At 67.3% G+C, this 15798-nt stretch carries 11 protein-coding genes; 3 read left to right on the top strand and 8 right to left on the bottom strand.

The genetic code is table 11. From position 1 onward, the window contains the following. The first annotated feature begins 86 nt into the window (after positions 1–86). Both IE92_RS0100530 and IE92_RS0100525 read left to right on the top strand, forming a co-directional pair. Positions 87–1925, top strand: a complete 1839-nt coding sequence (locus tag IE92_RS0100530; RefSeq protein WP_051701434.1) for a glycoside hydrolase family 3 protein — start codon at positions 87–89, stop codon at positions 1923–1925. A gap of 8 nt (positions 1926–1933) precedes the next feature. After that, positions 1934–2557, top strand: a complete 624-nt coding sequence (locus IE92_RS0100525) for a TetR/AcrR family transcriptional regulator (protein ID WP_051701433.1) — start codon at positions 1934–1936, stop codon at positions 2555–2557. On the opposite strand, the gene IE92_RS0100520 is transcribed toward IE92_RS0100525, so the two are convergent. The 6 genes from IE92_RS0100520 to IE92_RS0100505 form a co-directional block, all read right to left on the bottom strand. Further along, positions 2530–3123: a hypothetical protein gene (locus tag IE92_RS0100520; protein ID WP_030142922.1), complete on the bottom strand. Its 594-nt coding sequence runs from the start codon at positions 3121–3123 to the stop codon at positions 2530–2532. The genes IE92_RS0100525 and IE92_RS0100520 overlap by 28 nt on opposite strands. A gap of 68 nt (positions 3124–3191) precedes the next feature. Next, on the bottom strand, positions 3192–3770 hold the full coding sequence (locus IE92_RS18040) for a hypothetical protein (protein WP_156027344.1): 579 nt from the start codon (positions 3768–3770) through the stop codon (positions 3192–3194). A 550-nt stretch (positions 3771–4320) separates the two neighbouring features. Beyond that, positions 4321–7170: a translation initiation factor IF-2 gene (gene infB / locus IE92_RS0100515; protein ID WP_030142921.1), complete on the bottom strand. Its 2850-nt coding sequence runs from the start codon at positions 7168–7170 to the stop codon at positions 4321–4323. 85 nt (positions 7171–7255) lie between these two features. Next, positions 7256–7501: a YlxR family protein gene (locus tag IE92_RS17635; protein WP_081863830.1), complete on the bottom strand. Its 246-nt coding sequence runs from the start codon at positions 7499–7501 to the stop codon at positions 7256–7258. A 94-nt stretch (positions 7502–7595) separates the two neighbouring features. Continuing rightward, positions 7596–8585 carry a transcription termination factor NusA gene (nusA, locus tag IE92_RS0100510; RefSeq protein ID WP_030142920.1) on the bottom strand — a complete coding sequence of 330 codons (990 nt, stop codon included), beginning with the start codon at positions 8583–8585 and terminating at the stop codon, positions 7596–7598. A gap of 142 nt (positions 8586–8727) precedes the next feature. After that, positions 8728–10305: an FAD-binding oxidoreductase gene (locus IE92_RS0100505; RefSeq protein WP_051701432.1), complete on the bottom strand. Its 1578-nt coding sequence runs from the start codon at positions 10303–10305 to the stop codon at positions 8728–8730. A 203-nt stretch (positions 10306–10508) separates the two neighbouring features. On the opposite strand from IE92_RS0100505, the gene IE92_RS0100500 reads away from it, so the two are divergent. Further along, positions 10509–12617 carry an NPCBM/NEW2 domain-containing protein gene (locus IE92_RS0100500; RefSeq protein ID WP_030142918.1) on the top strand — a complete coding sequence of 703 codons (2109 nt, stop codon included), beginning with the start codon at positions 10509–10511 and terminating at the stop codon, positions 12615–12617. Between the two features lie 95 nt (positions 12618–12712). Here IE92_RS0100500 and IE92_RS0100495 read toward each other — a convergent pair whose 3' ends face one another. After that, the gene (locus IE92_RS0100495) at positions 12713–13639 is read right to left on the bottom strand and encodes an aldose epimerase family protein (RefSeq protein WP_030142917.1); all 927 of its coding nucleotides are present in this window, start codon (positions 13637–13639) and stop codon (positions 12713–12715) included. Next, positions 13623–15788, bottom strand: coding sequence for an alpha-galactosidase (locus tag IE92_RS0100490; RefSeq protein ID WP_043321254.1), 2166 nt, complete (start codon positions 15786–15788; stop codon positions 13623–13625). Before IE92_RS0100490 ends, IE92_RS0100495 begins: the two co-directional genes overlap by 17 nt. Positions 15789–15798 lie beyond the last annotated feature (10 nt).

Genomic DNA, 15798 nt, shown 5'->3' with positions numbered 1-15798 from the left:
CTAAGTTAACTTCGGCCAGCGCTTGTCCTCCGCTGCCTAGGCTGGCATCAGGCGGTCACTCAGCCGTCGCGATTTCAAGGAGCAGCATGACCCAGATCCCCCTGATCGAGCGGATCCTCGCCTCGATGACCCTCGCCGAAAAGGCCGCGGCCCTGTGTGTGGCGCGGATTGTCGCGAACCCCGATGGGAGCCTCTGGGAGGGGGATGATCCGGCCGCACCCTTTGGTTTTGTGCCGGCCACCGAGCTGATCGTGAACCGGGGCATCTCCTCGGTCCTGCTGATGAACGCGCCCCCGGCCGAGGCCATCGCCACCTGGCACAATTCTCTCCAGGACCTTGCCGCACGCACCCGCCTGGGGCTGCCCGTGCAGGTGGCCTCGGATCCGCGTCACGGGTCGCGCTTCAACGTGCAGACCGCGCTGGTCAGCTCGGGCCTCAGCCGCTTCCCCGAGCCGATCGGATTCGCCGCCGCCGACGATCCGTCCCTGACCGAGCGGGCGGCGCGGGCGATGGCGCGGGAGCTGCGCGCGTGCGGGATCAGCGTGGCCGTGCACCCCATGGCGGACCTGGCCACCGAGGCGCGCTGGGCGCGCATCTCGGGGACCTTCGGGGAGGATCCTGAGCGTGCCGGACGCATCAGCGCCGCCTGGGTTCGCGGCCTGCAGGGCGACGCCCTGGGGTCGCACAGCGTGGCCGCCACGGTCAAGCACTTCCCCGGCGGCGGGCCACAGCGGGACGGACTCGACTCGCACTTTGCCGAGGGGGCGCACACCGTCTATCCGGGCGGACGCTTCAACGATCACGTGCGCCCATTTGTGGCATCATTCGACGCGGGTGCCACCCGGGTCATGCCCGGCTACGCGGCCCCGCTGGACACCCCGCATGAGAGCGTGGGCTTTGCGTTTGCCCGCTCGATCATCACCGATCTGCTGCGCGGGGAACTCGGCTTCGAGGGTCTGGTGGTCACCGATTTCAACGTGGTCACCGGGATGCGGCTGCCGGCTCTGGGGATCGAACTGCCGGTGCGCGCCTGGGGCGTGGAGCACCTGACGCCGATCCAGCGGGTCGGACGCCTGTTTGCCGCCGGTGTGGATCAGCTCGGCGGCGAGGATGATCCCGCCCTGATCATCGATGCGGTCGCCGCCGGGGAGGTCACCGAAGAACGTCTGGACGTCTCGGTGCGCCGCGTGCTCGCCGACCGCCTGGCGCTGGGCCTGCTGACCGAGGTGGAAGATTCCACCCCTGAGGACTCGGTGGTGCGCATCTCCCCCGTGCACGTGGATCCAGCCCGGGCCGCCTTCCCGGCGACCACCGCCGAGCATCGGGCGGTGGCCCTGGCCACCCGCCGGGCGAGCGTCGTGGCGCTCACCGGTGAGGCACCGGGCCGGGAGGGCATGCGCCTCTACGCCGAGGGCATCCCCGCCGAAACCCTCGCCGTCTACGGCGAGGTGGTCACCGATCCGGCCGAGGCCCACCTGGCAATTGTCCGGGTGGATGCCCCCTTCGAGGCGCGCGAGGGCCTGCTCGCCGGCGCCTTCCACGACGGCGCGCTGGAGTTTCCGCCCGCGCAGCTCACACACCTGCTGACGCTGTGCGCCACGGTTCCCACTGTGATCGACGTCTATCTGGAGCGCCCCACCGCACTGCCCGAGATCGCCGAGGCGGCGACCGCGCTGCTGGGGACCTTCGGGGTCGAGGATGAGATTGTGCTGGATGCGATCTTTGGTTATCAGCCGGTGAACGGAACCTTACCGTTTGATCTGCCACGGTCCACCGCCGCCGTGGCGGCCTCCCGAACCGACGTTCCCTTCGATACCGTGGATCCGGTATTCCGTTTTGGACACGGCCTGGTCTGGCCCGGGGGCAGCCCCCGGCCGCTCACGAGGGTCCTGGCCGGCACGGAATCGGTGTCCCCGAGCGAGTAGAGGTTTTGATGAGCACGTCCGAGTCGAAGGTTCCGGCCAAGACCCCGCGCCCCAGCGGGCTCAAGCGGCAGCGGCGAATCATCGAGGTCGCGGCCGAGCACTTCGCCCGGGTGGGCTACACCCGGGCGACCGTGGCCAAGATCGCCGCGGAAGTCGGGGTCACCGATGCGGGCGTGCTTCACCACTTCGGGAGCAAGGAAAACCTGTTCAACGCGGTGGTCGCCCACCGCGAGGACGCCTACGCCCGCCACGATCCCTCGGCCGCAACCAGCGTGCGCGACCTGATGGACCGCCTGATCGCCGGTGCCGCCTCGGCCGCCGACGAGCCCGCACTGCTGCGCTTCCGCGCGGTCCTGAGCGGGGAAGCCCTGCTGGAGGACAGCCCTGCCAGCGGGCACCTGCGCCACGTCCTGGAAACCTCGCTCGCGACCCTGGTGCCGATCGTCCAGCGCGGCATCGACTCCGGCGAACTTGTCGCCGACACCGACCCACGACAGTTCGTGCTGGAGGCCCTCGCCCTGAACGAGGGTGTGCGCGGCCAAGTCGTGGTCTCCCCCGAGGTCATCGACTATATCCCCGTCTTCACCCGATCCCTCAACCGCCTCTACGCCTCGGTGGCACGCACTGCCTGATCGGCGGCAGAGAACAGAATTGCTCGCAACTGCGCCGGAAACTTCGATGCATCCCGCCAGGCATTTTCGCTCACAAACACGTGGTTTTCGAAGGTCCACACCAATTCTGTTTTCAACGGAAGGACGTGCACGCTCAGCCTGAAATCCGGCGAGTTTCGCGCGCGGGCAGACTCCCACTCGCTCATGATGGCCGCGTAGACTCCATAATCCGCCTCGCCTCGCGTGCGCGACCATCGACGCCATGATTCCTGCCACGAGATCGACCAGGTACTGATCCCGGCCGCGTTCAAGGCATCAACGTATGGTGTTACACCCGGCGGTGGCATTGGCAAGCCGGGTGCGCTCAGGAGAGCCTGCCACCATTCGGACAGCTCCGCCCGTGGCAGCGACGGAAGTTCGGCCAACGCGTATCGGCTGAATCTGGATATCATGGCCGGCAGATCAATCCTCGGTAAGCCATGAACCTCGCTGAGATCATAAAAATCGGCGGCGACCAGCGCCAGGATGAAAGGCAATTCATCGTCACCTGTAACCGCTATCCATCCGTGTTTCGTCTTCTGTTGCATTGGTCGTTCCCTCCCGAGTCATGTTGCGACCACCGCTCCCTCGGAGCCCTACGGCCAAGAACCGCTGGCTAGTTTGCAACGGGGCCCTTAGAAACGCAGATTCCACCGTTATTCAGGAACACGGTGCCGGAGGCACTACCGCTTTGCCCACCGCCGTCAAGGGTTCCCGTTGCGCTCCAGCTTCGTCCACCCCAGGGCGCGATCCCCGAGTGATCTCGAAGCTCCGGACCGGAGGTGGTCGTGAAGAAGAGACTCCAGGTGTGGGTGAGTGCGAACCCTGCCGACGCGTTGATGTAGTACCCGGTCTCGTAGCCCCTGCCCGAACTGGTCCAGTAGAGGTAGGAGTATCCGCAGGTATCCCGCACGGTGTTGTACGTGGAAGTCTTTCCCTGATTCGCTTCGCCCAGTCGAAAATCGCTGGGGCAGAGGCCCGGCGGGGAGTTTTGCGGTATCGAACACTTATAGCCGTTTATATCCGTCCGTACTTCGAATCCGTGGGCGGCGGCTACGACGGTATCAAATCCGACAAGCCCGAGTGGTTCCGGAGATCGTTTGGTCTCGGTCGCACTAGCGCTCCCCACCGCGCCCAACGCGACCAGAGATGCAATCCCGACGACGGCGACAACACCTCGAATACTCTTGCTCATGCTGTGTACATTCATTTTGAGCTCCAATCAGCTTCGGGTCATGTGTGAAGCCTCCAACTACAGGGGTTGAGACACAAGCAAAATCGGAGCGCTGCTCGAGACTTCTCCGGACACGGCGGTGGTAACTCAGCTTCACGCCGAACTACACTGCCGCTCGATCTACGGAACCTAGGGACGATTTCAGGCGCAGATTCTCCCCGAATGTGAAGCCACGTTCATTCATATGTCAGTACCACGGTGATGTTTTCCCGCGGGAATTGAAATCCCGATCATCATTGATGTCCACGGGGAGGCCGGGCGTCTCGATCAACACGCGGATCGAGAACCGAAGTCGACTTTGTCAGTACAAGCATTAGCCCGGAGCAAGATGATCTGAGCGCTACCGTGACGGCATCATTATTCGAGCGATAACCGGATTTATCATTGGGCCCCCGGGGTCCATTAGATTCTTGACCGAACGGAATGAAGGACCCCTAGGACAAGAGAAAACGACTCCGCCCCCGGCACCAGAAGGTGCCGGGGGCGGAGTCGTATGGATCAGCCTGCGGGATTAGACGCGGGGCTTCTCCTTCATCTCGGTGGTCTCGATCTCGTCACCGATCTGAATGTCGTTGAACTTGCCCAGACCAATACCGGCCTCGAAGTCCGTGCGGACCTCGGTGACATCGTCCTTGAAGCGACGCAGCGACTCGATGGCCAGGTTGTCGCCCACCACGACGCCGTCGCGGATAACGCGAGCCTTGGCGTTTCGGGTGATCGTACCGGAGCGAACGATAACACCAGCGATGTTTCCGAACTTGGAGGAGCGGAAGACCTCGCGGATCTCGGCCACACCGGACTGGACCTCTTCGTACTCGGGCTTGAGCATACCCTTCAGCGAGTTCTCTACGTCCTCGAGGGCGTTGTAGATCACCGAGTAGAAGCGGATGTCAACACCCTCACGGGCTGCACGCTCGCGGGCCTTGGTGTCCGGACGGACGTTGAAGCCGATGATGATCGCGTTGTCGATGGTCGCCAGGTTGACGTCCGACTCGGTGACAGCACCCACACCACGGTGGATGATGCGCAGCTGCACGCTCTCGTCAACCTCGATCTTGAGCAGCGACTCTTCCAGGGCCTCAACGGCACCGGAAACGTCACCCTTGATGATGAGGTTGAGCGACTCGACCTTGCCCTCTTCGAGTGCACGGGTGAAGTCTTCCAGGCTGATGCGCTTGCGAGCCTTGGCCAGCTGAGCGTTACGCTCGGCGGCTTCACGCTTCTCGGCGATCTGACGGGCGGTACGGTCCTCCTCGGTGACGATGAAGGTGTCACCGGCGCGCGGAACGCTGGAGAGACCCTGCACCTGCACCGGACGCGAGGGACCGGCCTCGGCAACGGCGTTGCCGTTCTCGTCGGCCATGGCACGAACGCGACCGTAGGCGGTACCGGCGACGATGGCGTCACCGATGCGCAGGGTACCGGACTGGATCAGCACGGTAGCAACCGAACCACGACCCTTGTCCAGCTTGGCCTCGATGGCCACACCGCGGGCGTCCTTGTTCGGGTTCGCACGCATGTCCAGGCCGGCGTCTGCGGTGAGCAGAACGGCGTCCAGCAGGTCGGTGATACCGATGTTCTTGCGAGCCGAGACGTCGACGAACATGACGTCTCCACCGTACTCTTCGGAAACCAGGCCGTACTCGGTCAGCTGCTGACGCACCTTGGCCGAGTTGGCGCCGTCCTTATCGATCTTGTTCACCGCGACCACGATCGGCACGTTCGCTGCCTGGGCGTGGTTCAGGGCCTCAACGGTCTGCGGCATTATGCCGTCGTCCGCCGCGACCACGAGGATCGCGATGTCGGTGACCTGAGCACCACGGGCACGCATGGCGGTGAACGCCTCGTGACCCGGGGTGTCGATGAAGGTGATCTTACGTTCGATGCCCTCGTGGGTGGTCTGCACCTGGTACGCACCGATGTGCTGGGTGATTCCACCGGCCTCGCCCTTACCCACATCCGCGTTGCGGATGGCGTCGAGCAGGCTGGTCTTACCGTGGTCAACGTGACCCATGACGGTCACAACCGGCGGACGTGCCTCGAGCATGTCCTCGGTCTCGGCCTCCAGCTCGCCGTCCAGGTCGATGTCGAAGCCGTCGAGCAGCTCGCGGTCCTCGTCCTCGGGGGAAACCATCTGAATCTTGTAGCCAAGCTCGGAACCGAGCACGTCGAAGGTGGCCTCATCCAGCGACTCGGTCGCGGTTGCCATCTCACCGAGGTGGAACAGCACCGTGACGAGGTTACCGGGCTGAACCGGGAAACCGGTCAGGGCCTCAATCTTGTCGGCGAAGTCGGCGATCGATGCACCGCGGCGCAGACGGATCGGGGTCGATCCATCACCACGGGGAACCGAGACACCACCGAGCGACGGGGCTTCCCGCAGCTCGAATTCTGCCCGCTTCGTCCGCTTCGACTTCCGTGCCTTGCTCTTGCCGCCACCGCGACCGAACGCACCGGCGGTACCACCACCGGGGCCACGGCCACGACCGCCACCGCCACCGGGACGGGGGCCGCTAAAGCCACCACCGGGACGCTGGAAGCCACCGGCTGCGGGAGCACCCGCGCCGGCACCAGCACCGGCACCGCCGGGACGCTGGAAGCCACCGGGACGACCCGCGCCGCCACCGGGACGCTGGAATCCGCCACCGGCACCGCCGGGACGACCGGCACCACCCGGACGCGGAGCGCCGGGACGCGGCGAACCGGGACGGGGTGCCTGCGGGCGCGGAGCCTGCGGACGGGGAATGTTGCCGGGGGTGGGTCGCTGACCCATGCCCTGCGAGGAAGCGAACGGGTTGTTACCCGGACGCGGGGTGCCCGCGGGGCGAGGAGGCTGCTGACCCATGCCCTGCGAGGAGGCAAACGGGTTGTTACCCGGACGCGGAGCGCCGGGCTTTGCCGAGGAACCGGGGGTCGCGGGCTTGGCCGCGGCCGGCTTAGCGGTACCGGGCTTTGCCGAGGCGGGCTTGGCGTCCGCGGCGGGCTTGGCAGCCGCCGGCTTGGCGGCGGCCGCTGCGGGCTTGGCAGCCGCGGGCTTCGCGGCGGCAGGCTTTGCCGCTGCGGGCTTGGCGGCCGCGGGCTTTGCGGCACCGGGGGTTGCCGCGGGGGCGGCAGCCGGGGTTGCCGGCTTCGCGGCGGCGGGCTTGGCGCCCGCGGCCGGAGCCGGGGTTGCTGCGGGTGCGGGGGCACCGGCGGCACCATCGGCGATGAGTGCCTCGCGCAGCTTACGTACTACGGGGGGTTCGATCGTCGAGGACGGGGACTTGACGAACTCGCCAAGCTCCTTAAGCTTTGCAAGGGCTACCTTGCTGTCCACGTTCAGCTCTGCAGCGATTTCGTGCACGCGCTGTTTTACAGCCACTTCTCTCCTGTCTGGGCCTGCCCAGACAGTGGGCAGACCATTAGTAACGGACGGGTCTCATTTCGAGCCGCTCATTAGTTGTCCATTAGCCATTCAGCCTGTTCTCTAGGGTTTGCACGTCCAGCACTCCGGTGAATCGCAGCGCCCGGCCGAAGGCCCGTCGCTTGATTGCCGTACCGAAGCACTGCAGTGTTGGATGCACCCAGGCTCCACGTCCGGGGAGCGATGCAGTCTCGTCGACAACCACCGCATTTCCCCGCAGCACAACCCTCAACAGGGAGGATCGCGCGGCGCGAGTACGGCATCCAACGCACGTTCTAACGGCTTCCATCTTACCCCCTTTGTGGGTTCTCGCCATTCCTCGGCGATTCGCGCTCGGCGAAGATCGCGGCGCCCGATGTTCGAGCGCCGCGATTTGGCCGTGGTTATTCGCCTTCGAGAATGCTGTCGGGCTGAATATCGATCTTGGCACCGGTCAGCTTGGCGGCGAGTCGTGCGTTCTGACCCTCCTTGCCGATGGCCAGCGACAGCTGGAAGTCGGGAACCAGGGCGCGAACGGCCTTGATCGACTCGTCCAGGATGAAGGCGCTGGACACCTTCGCCGGCGACAGCGCGTTGGACACGAAGGTCGGCAGGTTCGGCGAGTAGTCGACGATGTCGATCTTCTCGTTGCCCAGCTCCTCGTTGACGGCGCGCACGCGTCGACCCATCTCACCGATGCAGGCACCCTTGGCGTTGATCGAGGAGTCGGTGGCGCGCACGGCGATCTTGGTGCGGTGACCGGCCTCGCGGGCCAGCGAGACGATCTCGACCAGGCCGTTGGCGATCTCGGGAACCTCGAGCGCGAACAGCTTGCGCACCAGGCCCGGGTGGGTCCGCGACACGGTGATCTGCGGGCCCTTGGTGCCCTTGGCCACGGCGGTCACGTAGACACGGATGCGGCGACCGTGCGAGTAGTCCTCGCCCGGAACCTGCTCCTCGGGGGGCAGAATCGCCTCGACGGTGCCGAGGTCGATGTGGATCATCTTGGGGTTCGGGCCCTGCTGGATGACACCGGCAACGATGTCTCCCTCGCGGTCCTTAAACTCGCCCAGCACGCCGTCATCGGCGATGTCGCGCAGACGCTGGGTAATAACCTGCTTGGCCGCATAGGCGGCGATGCGACCGAAGTCGTCGAGGTCGGCCTCGGACTCGCCGATGATCTCGCCCTCCTCGTCCAGCTCGTGCAGCAGCACGGCGACGTGGCCGGTCTTGCGGTCCAGGTGGACGCGCGCCGAGGGTTCGGGCTGGCCCTCCTGGGTGACGTGCTTGAGGTAGGCCGTGAGGATGGCCTGCTCAATAATCCCCGCCAGTTCATCAAACGGGATTTCGGTTTCCCGCTCGGTCAGTTTCAACACACTGAGGTCGATATCCATCGGAGGCCTCCTCTATATTCAGCTACACAAAACCCTGCACTCTGGCGCGGGGTCGATCTATAACCGTACCGGATTTTTGGGCACGGCGTCACCTCGAAAGCCTGGAAATCTCCAAGTTTCTGTGAACTCTCGGCAAACCGGGTTAGGCGCCCAGCTGCCAGGCGGGGAACACCCCGTGCGGGTCGACGGCGGCGCGGATCTTTTTCAGCCGTGCGGCGTTATCACCGAAATAGGCGCTGGCCGGGTTTTCGATGCCCGCGTCGGGATAGTTGACGTAGGCTCCGGGGCCCCAGGCCGGGGTGGTCACCGCGCGCAGCGTGCGCACGGCCTGGCGGTAGGGATCGGGGTTCGCGCCGTCGGCAAAGTTTGCCGTGTACTGGGCACTGAACAGCGCGCCGCGGTGTCCAAACGCGGTGGCGTCGGCACCGAGGGCGTTGGCTTGGCCGCCGAGCGCGTCAAAAGAGAACCCGCCCTCGGTCACCCCCGCCACCTTCCCCACGGCCTCGGTGGCCTGGATCAGGGCGGTGATCTCCGCGGCGGTGAGCGCCCGGGTCGCGATCCCCGAGGTTGCCGCAAACGAGGTGCGGGTGAGCTTGCCGCCCGGGCCCGAGACGCACTGCGCGGCGGTGGATCCGGCGCAGCCCGCATAGCGCATCATCGCGTCGAGATAGCCGTGCCGGGTTGCCTGGTTTCGACCGGGGGCAGGGACTCGACTCAGCAGGCCGGCGAGGGCCGCGGTGTGTCCACCATTCGGCCCGATCCAGGTGCCCGAAACACTCAGCGAAGCCCCGCCCGGATGCGTGGATCCGGTCAGCAGCTTGAGTGTGGACCACAGCTGCGGGTCCGCCTGTGGTGCCCACTCCTGCCAGGCGGCGATGACCGCCGGGGCGTTCCGGGCATCCCAGGAGAGAAAGTACATGGTGACCTCGGGCGCGGGCTTGGTGTTCAGGTGGAACGCGGTCACCACACCGAGCAGCCCGCCGCCCCCGCCGCGGCAGGCCCAGAAGATATCGGGATCGGTGTTCGCATCCACGGTGCGGGTCTTTCCATCCGGGGTCACGATCTCGACCGCCGCCACCTGGTCGCTGGTCAGTCCAAACGCGCGGGCAAGGACCCCCACTCCCCCGCCCAGCGCGAGGCCACCGATGCCGACCGAGCCGCAACTGCCGCCACCGATCGCCCGGCCCGCCGCCGCGAGTTTTTCGTACACCAGCGCGAGGGGCGCGCCGGCACCGATGCGGGCGACGCCGGTGCCCGGGTCCACCTCGACCGAGTTGAGACCGTGAACGTTGATCACCAGTTCCTCGGGCAAACCGGTGTTTCCGCCGCCACCGCTAGACCAGCCCGCATAGTTGTGGCCGCCCGAGCGGGTCGCGATGTGCAGCCCCGAGGCGGCGGCAAAGCTCACCGCGGTGGCCACGTCGGCGGCGTCCTGGGCGCGCACAATCGCCGGCGGTGCGGCCCCGTCGTATACGGGAATCTCGGTGGGCACGGCGGCGCGGTAGGCGTCGCTGCCGGGGCGCAGCAGCCGGTCGCCGAGGCTCTGGGCGAGGGCGTCCCAGTCGGGCGGCCCGGCCGAAACCGAGGGTGAGGGCGAGGGTGAGGGCGAGGCGCTGGGGAGGATACTCGGCGATCCACTCGGACCGGGGTTTTTCACCGGCGCGCATCCGGCGAGCGCCAGCGCACCCAGAATCAAAAAGTGACGACGCTCCAGTTCCATCCGGTGCTCCCCTTCGCTAGCCCTCGGTTGATCACTGTGGTCAGGCTATCCCCATCCGGGCCGCCGCGCGGGAATTTCGAGAGGCCCAATCATCAACTTCTCCAGGTATTCAGTCGAGCGATGCATATTGCCCGGCCGGTGCAATGCGGTTTTATGGCCCCACCCCCGAAGTGTTCGGGGCGACGAAGACGTCAGGAGAATGCATGTCCTTACAGCGCTTATTGGGGATTGGCGCCGCCGCGATACTGGGTATCGCCGCCGCCACCTCCGCGGCCCTGCCCGCGCAGGCGGCCCCGGCCGAACCCGCGACCTCCAGCTCGTATCATCAGCCGAGCACCCCACCCGTCTTGGGTGCCACCCCCTATCAGGGATGGAACACCTACTTCGGTCTGGGTGGGGATTTCACCACCGATAAGGTCATCGAGGTGGCCGATTTTCTGAACTCCAGCGGGCTCGCCAAGGCCGGCTACAACATCGTCTGGCTGGATGGCGGCTGGCAGGCCGACACCCCGCGCGGTGCCGACGGCCAGTTGCAGGGGGACGCCGCCCGCTTCCCCGGCGGTATGAAGGCCGTGGCCGATGCGATCCACGCCCGCGGACTCAAGGCCGGTATCTACACCGACGCCGGTCCGTTTATGCCCGAGCACTGCGGCCTGGGCAGCTACGGTCACTACCAGACCGATGCCGACACCATCGCCGCCTGGGGGTATGACGCGGTCAAGGTTGACTTCCTGTGTGGCATCGCCGCCGACCTGGATCCGCAGACCGTTTACACCGAGTTCGCGACCGCGCTGCGCAACAACGCCAGCGGACGCGACATCATCCTGAACATCTGCAACCCGGTGACCTCGCCCGACTGGGGCAACTACCCCGAGTCCCAGCAGTCCACCCACACCTGGAGCTACGCCCCGGCGATCGCCCAGTCCTGGCGGACCTACACCGACGTGGGCTTTGTGGGCAAGATCACCTACCGCGACGTGCTGCGCAACTTCGACGCCAACGCCGCGCATCCCGAGGTTGCCGGTCCCGGTCACTTCAACGACCCCGACTATCTGGGACCCCAGCTGGGCCTCTCCGATGAGGAGTTCCGTTCGCAGATGGCGCTGTGGTCCCTGGCCGCCGCCCCGCTGGTGATCGGCAGCGACCCGCGCACCTTCACCCCCGAGACCCTGGCGACGCTGACCAATAAGGATCTGCTGGCTATCAACCAGGACCGCCTCGGCAAGCAGGCCACCCGCGTGGGTGCGGCCGGTACCACCGAGACCTGGGTGAAGCCACTGGCCGATGGTTCGGTGGCCGTGGGCCTGGTCAACCGCACCGACGCCCCGGTGAGCATCTCGACCACGACCTCGGCCGTGGGCCTCTCGTCTAAGCGGGTCACCGTGAAGGACGCCTGGACCCACACCACCACCGAAGCAAACGGAACCCTGCGTGCCTCGGTGCCCGCCCGCGGTGTCGCGGTCCTGGTGGTCAAGAAGGCCACCGGTTTGCCGCAGAGCGCCCGCGTGGTCGCCGATGCCCCGGCGATCACCGCGATCAACGGCCAGCCGGTTCCTGCCAGCGGAGACGTGCTGACCTCGGCCGGCGCCACCCTCACCGGCACCGTGACCCTGCACAATGACGGAACGATCCCCGTGGTCTCTCCCCAGGTCTCGTTCACGGTGCCCAACGGCTGGAGCGCCAGTGTGGTCGGATCGCAGCCGGTGCTGATCAAGGCCGGAAAGAGCGTGGATGTGAAGGTCAAGTTTGTGGTGCCCGCCGGTGCCAGCAACGGCAGCGTCTCGCTGGGCACCTCGGTGCGCTACATCGGTGTGCGGGGCAAGACCACCGCCAACGCCCCGGCCCTCGGTGTGACCGTGGCTCCGGCGCCGCCGACCGGCACCGACCAGCCGCTCTCGGCTCACCCGTGGATCTCGGCCACCAGCGGATGGCTCACGCCGAGCGTGGATGCCAGCGTGGGCGGGGGCAGCCCGCTGAAGATCGCCGGGACCACCTACCCGACCGGCCTCGGTGTGGCCAGCCCCTCGGACATCCGCTACTACCTCGGCGGTACCGCCACCCGGCTGACCGGCGTGGTGGGTGTGGACGATGTGGTCAATAACGTCGGACCCGACGGCGGCACGGTGACCTTCTCGCTGATCGCCGATGGCCAGACCATCTGGGAGAGCGGCACCGTGACCCGCGGCCACGCGATCCCGTTTGACGTCTCGCTGACCGGGGTGCGCGACCTGACCCTGCACGTGGGCGACGCCGGCGACGGCGGCTACAACGACCGCGCAGACTGGGCCAACCTGAAGATCAGCGCCCACTAGCACCCGGATCGGGTACCCCCAACGGCCGGGCCGCGGCGCGCATCCTCTGCGCGTCGCGGCCCGGCTGTGTGTATGGAGCGGACACCGCCTCGGGGTTAGGGCGCAAGCCCGGTGGCACGGATGCCCCAGTCCAGGGTCCAGGTCTCGCCGGGTTCCAGGCGGTGCAGGTCGGTGCCCGAGTTTAGGGCGTCCGGGGGCGCGGTCATCGGTTCGACCGCGATGGCCAGGTGATCGGGGCCCACGCCGGGGAAATCGCGGGTCAGATAGATCTGGAGCCAGCGAAAGCGCGGGTCCATCCAGAGTTCGACGGCGGCGTCTCGCCCCCGCAGGATGCTGGTTACCACGCCGTCGCGAGCGCTCAGCGCGGTGAAGCCCAGGTGCTGCGGACCGTCGAGGACCGGGACGCTCGCGCGCAGGTCCCACTCGGTGCCCGCGACCGGTACCACCCGGTCGGGCAGGTCCTCGGCATCGAGCAGCAGCGCCTCGTCCGCCGGAATTTCCAGCGTGAGCTCGGCCGCGGGGACGTCGCCCAGGCGCAAGTACGGGTGTGCTCCCAGGGCGACCGGAGCCGCGCTCTCGCCGGCGTTGGTCACCGTGGTGCGCACCCGGATTCCCGCGGCCTCAAGCGCATATTCCACCAGGACATCCAGGGCAAACGGGTAGCCGGGGGCGTTGCGGATCCGCGCCCCCAGGAGCACCGTGGAGGCGCGCAGCTCGCGCACCTCGAACGCGGTATCGGCCAGCAGCCCGTGCAGCGCATTGCCGCGGGCGGGCTCGGTGGGCTCCAGCTCGAAGACCCGACCCTCCCACTCCCAGCGGGCACCACGCACCCGGTTGGGCCAGGGCACCAGGGTGACGCCCGAGGCCGAGACGGGACGCGCGGCATCCGCACTCCCCCAGACCAGCGCGGTGTCATTCACCCAGAAGCCCTGCAGACTCGCCCCCACGCACGAGATGGCGGCGCGCACACGCGCGCCGCCATCGTTCAGCGTGAGGGTGATCGGGCTAGTTGCCCGCACCATCGGAAACGTCACCATCAGAAACCGCCACCACGTGGAACAGCACCGAACGGTCGGGATCCAGCGAGGGCGATTCCAGTCCCACCAGCCGCAGGCTCTTCCCGCTCAGCGTGACGCCCTCCTCCATCCACGGCGGCTGCACCCCCGAGGGACGCGTGCCATCGGGATAAACCGCGCTCACCGTGTAGCGAACGGCATCATCCAGCCCCGGGAAGCCGATCCGGCCGACCGGCCAGGTGCGCGGCCGCTCGGTGATCGAGAACGCATACAGCGCCTCATCCCGCGCGGGCGAGACCACCCCCTCAAACCGGGCCGCGGGCTCGGAGAGGTCGGCGTGCACCACGGTGCCGCCGTGCAGGAGCGCCCGGTGAGCCTTGTGGAAGTCGATCCAGGCGGCCACCCCGCGCTTGGTCTCGGCATCGGCGGTCAGCAGATTGGTCTCCACGCCGAGGTGCCCCCATACGGCCTTCTCGCCGCGGTAGCTCAGCGGATGCGAGCGGTGGGTGGTGTGCGATTCCTCGGCTCCGATGTGGGTGCCCTGCAGCTCGGGCGGCACCACCAGCGAGGTCCAGCGCTGAATCTCCAGGCGCTCGTGCGGATCGTTGCAGTCGCTCGGCCACACCCGCTGGGTGCGCTCCAGCACGCCCAGGTCGATCCGGCCACCGCCACTCGCGCAGGACTCAATTTCCAGGCCCGGGTGTCGCGCGGCCAGCTCATCCATCAGCGCGTAGGCGGCGAGGGTCTGGGCGCGCAGGCCGGGACGGCCGTCCTCCGCGTGGCCGGCATCCAGCAGGTAACGGTTGTGATCCCACTTGACGTAGGTGATCCGCAGCGCGGTAATCAGCGTCGAGATCCGCTCCAGTACCAGCGCGTACGCCTCGGGATTGCCGAGATCCAGCACGTGCTGATGCCGCGAGGGCAGGCCCACACCGTGGCCGGCATCGAAGATCCACTCGGGGTGTTCGCGGGCCAGCTCGGAGTCCAGGTTGATCATCTCGGGCTCAAACCACAGCCCGAAGTCCATCCCCAGCTCCTCGACCCGGTCCACCAGCGGTTCGATCCCGGTGGGCCACACCGCGGGGTCCACGATCCAGTCGCCGAGGGAGGTGGTGTCATCGCGTCGACCGAGGAACCAGCCATCGTCCACCACAAAGCGCTCGGCCCCGATCTTCGCCGACTCCTCGGCGAAGGCGATCAGGGTATTGAGATCCTGCTCGAAGTAGACGGCCTCCCAGGTGTTGACGATCACCGGACGCGGCGAGCTGGGATAGGCCGGCAGCGCACGCAGGTGGCGGTGGAAGCGGGCCGACAACTCGTCCAGCCCCTCGCCCCAGGCCCCGTACTGCCACGGGGTGGTGTAGCTCGCGTCCCGGGCCAGCTCGACCTCCCCCGAGGCCAGCACCTCGCTCGCGGCCAGGCGACGCACATCCGCCGGGGTGCGCTCGGCCACCAGGGTATGGTTGCCCGACCATCCCAGGTGCGTAGCCCAGACCCGGCCCGAACGGAACCCGAATCCGGCCTCACCGGCCGCGATCAGCAGCGTGTGTTCGAGCCCCGGCTTGCCGCCGCGCGAGGTGCGCGCCCACTCGCCCACGTGGAATTCGTGGCGCTGCGGCACACGTTCCAGCGACCAGCGTCCGGTCAGATCCAGAATCTCGGTCGCCGCCTGCGGCACGGGCAGCGCAAGCTCGAGGCCGTCCACCCGGAAGGTGTCCGCGGCCGCGTTGGTCAGGGTCGCGCGCTGACGGATCAGACCGCTGGCGTGCAGCAGCTCGATCTCGATCCGCAGCGTCAGGCCATACTCGGGATCCGTGGCATCGGCGATCAGCGTCTCGGCCTCGGCCGTGGACACGGTGCGCGCCTCCACATGCGCAAACTTCGCCGCCCAGCGGCGACCGGCGCTGTCCCCCACCAGCCCCGGGCGTCCCATCCAGCCCTCGCTGAGCTGACCGAGCACGGGGATCGGCTGGGCGTAGGTCACCGGGCTATCGCCCACCGCGGGCAGCGCGGCCCGGGCGATGGTGGCCACCTCCGCATCGTCGATCGTGCCCAGGTCTTCGCCCCAGTAGAGGATGCGCGGTAGCCGCGCCTCGGCGAGGGAGACGATGACGCCGGTGCCACCGGCACGCAGATACACAAATTCGGAAGACATGAAAACCTCT

Origin of the sequence: Mycetocola saprophilus (assembly GCF_000718085.1) — a bacterium.
GTDB lineage: Bacteria > Actinomycetota > Actinomycetes > Actinomycetales > Microbacteriaceae > Mycetocola > Mycetocola saprophilus.
This window is presented reverse-complemented; position numbering and strand designations above follow the sequence as displayed.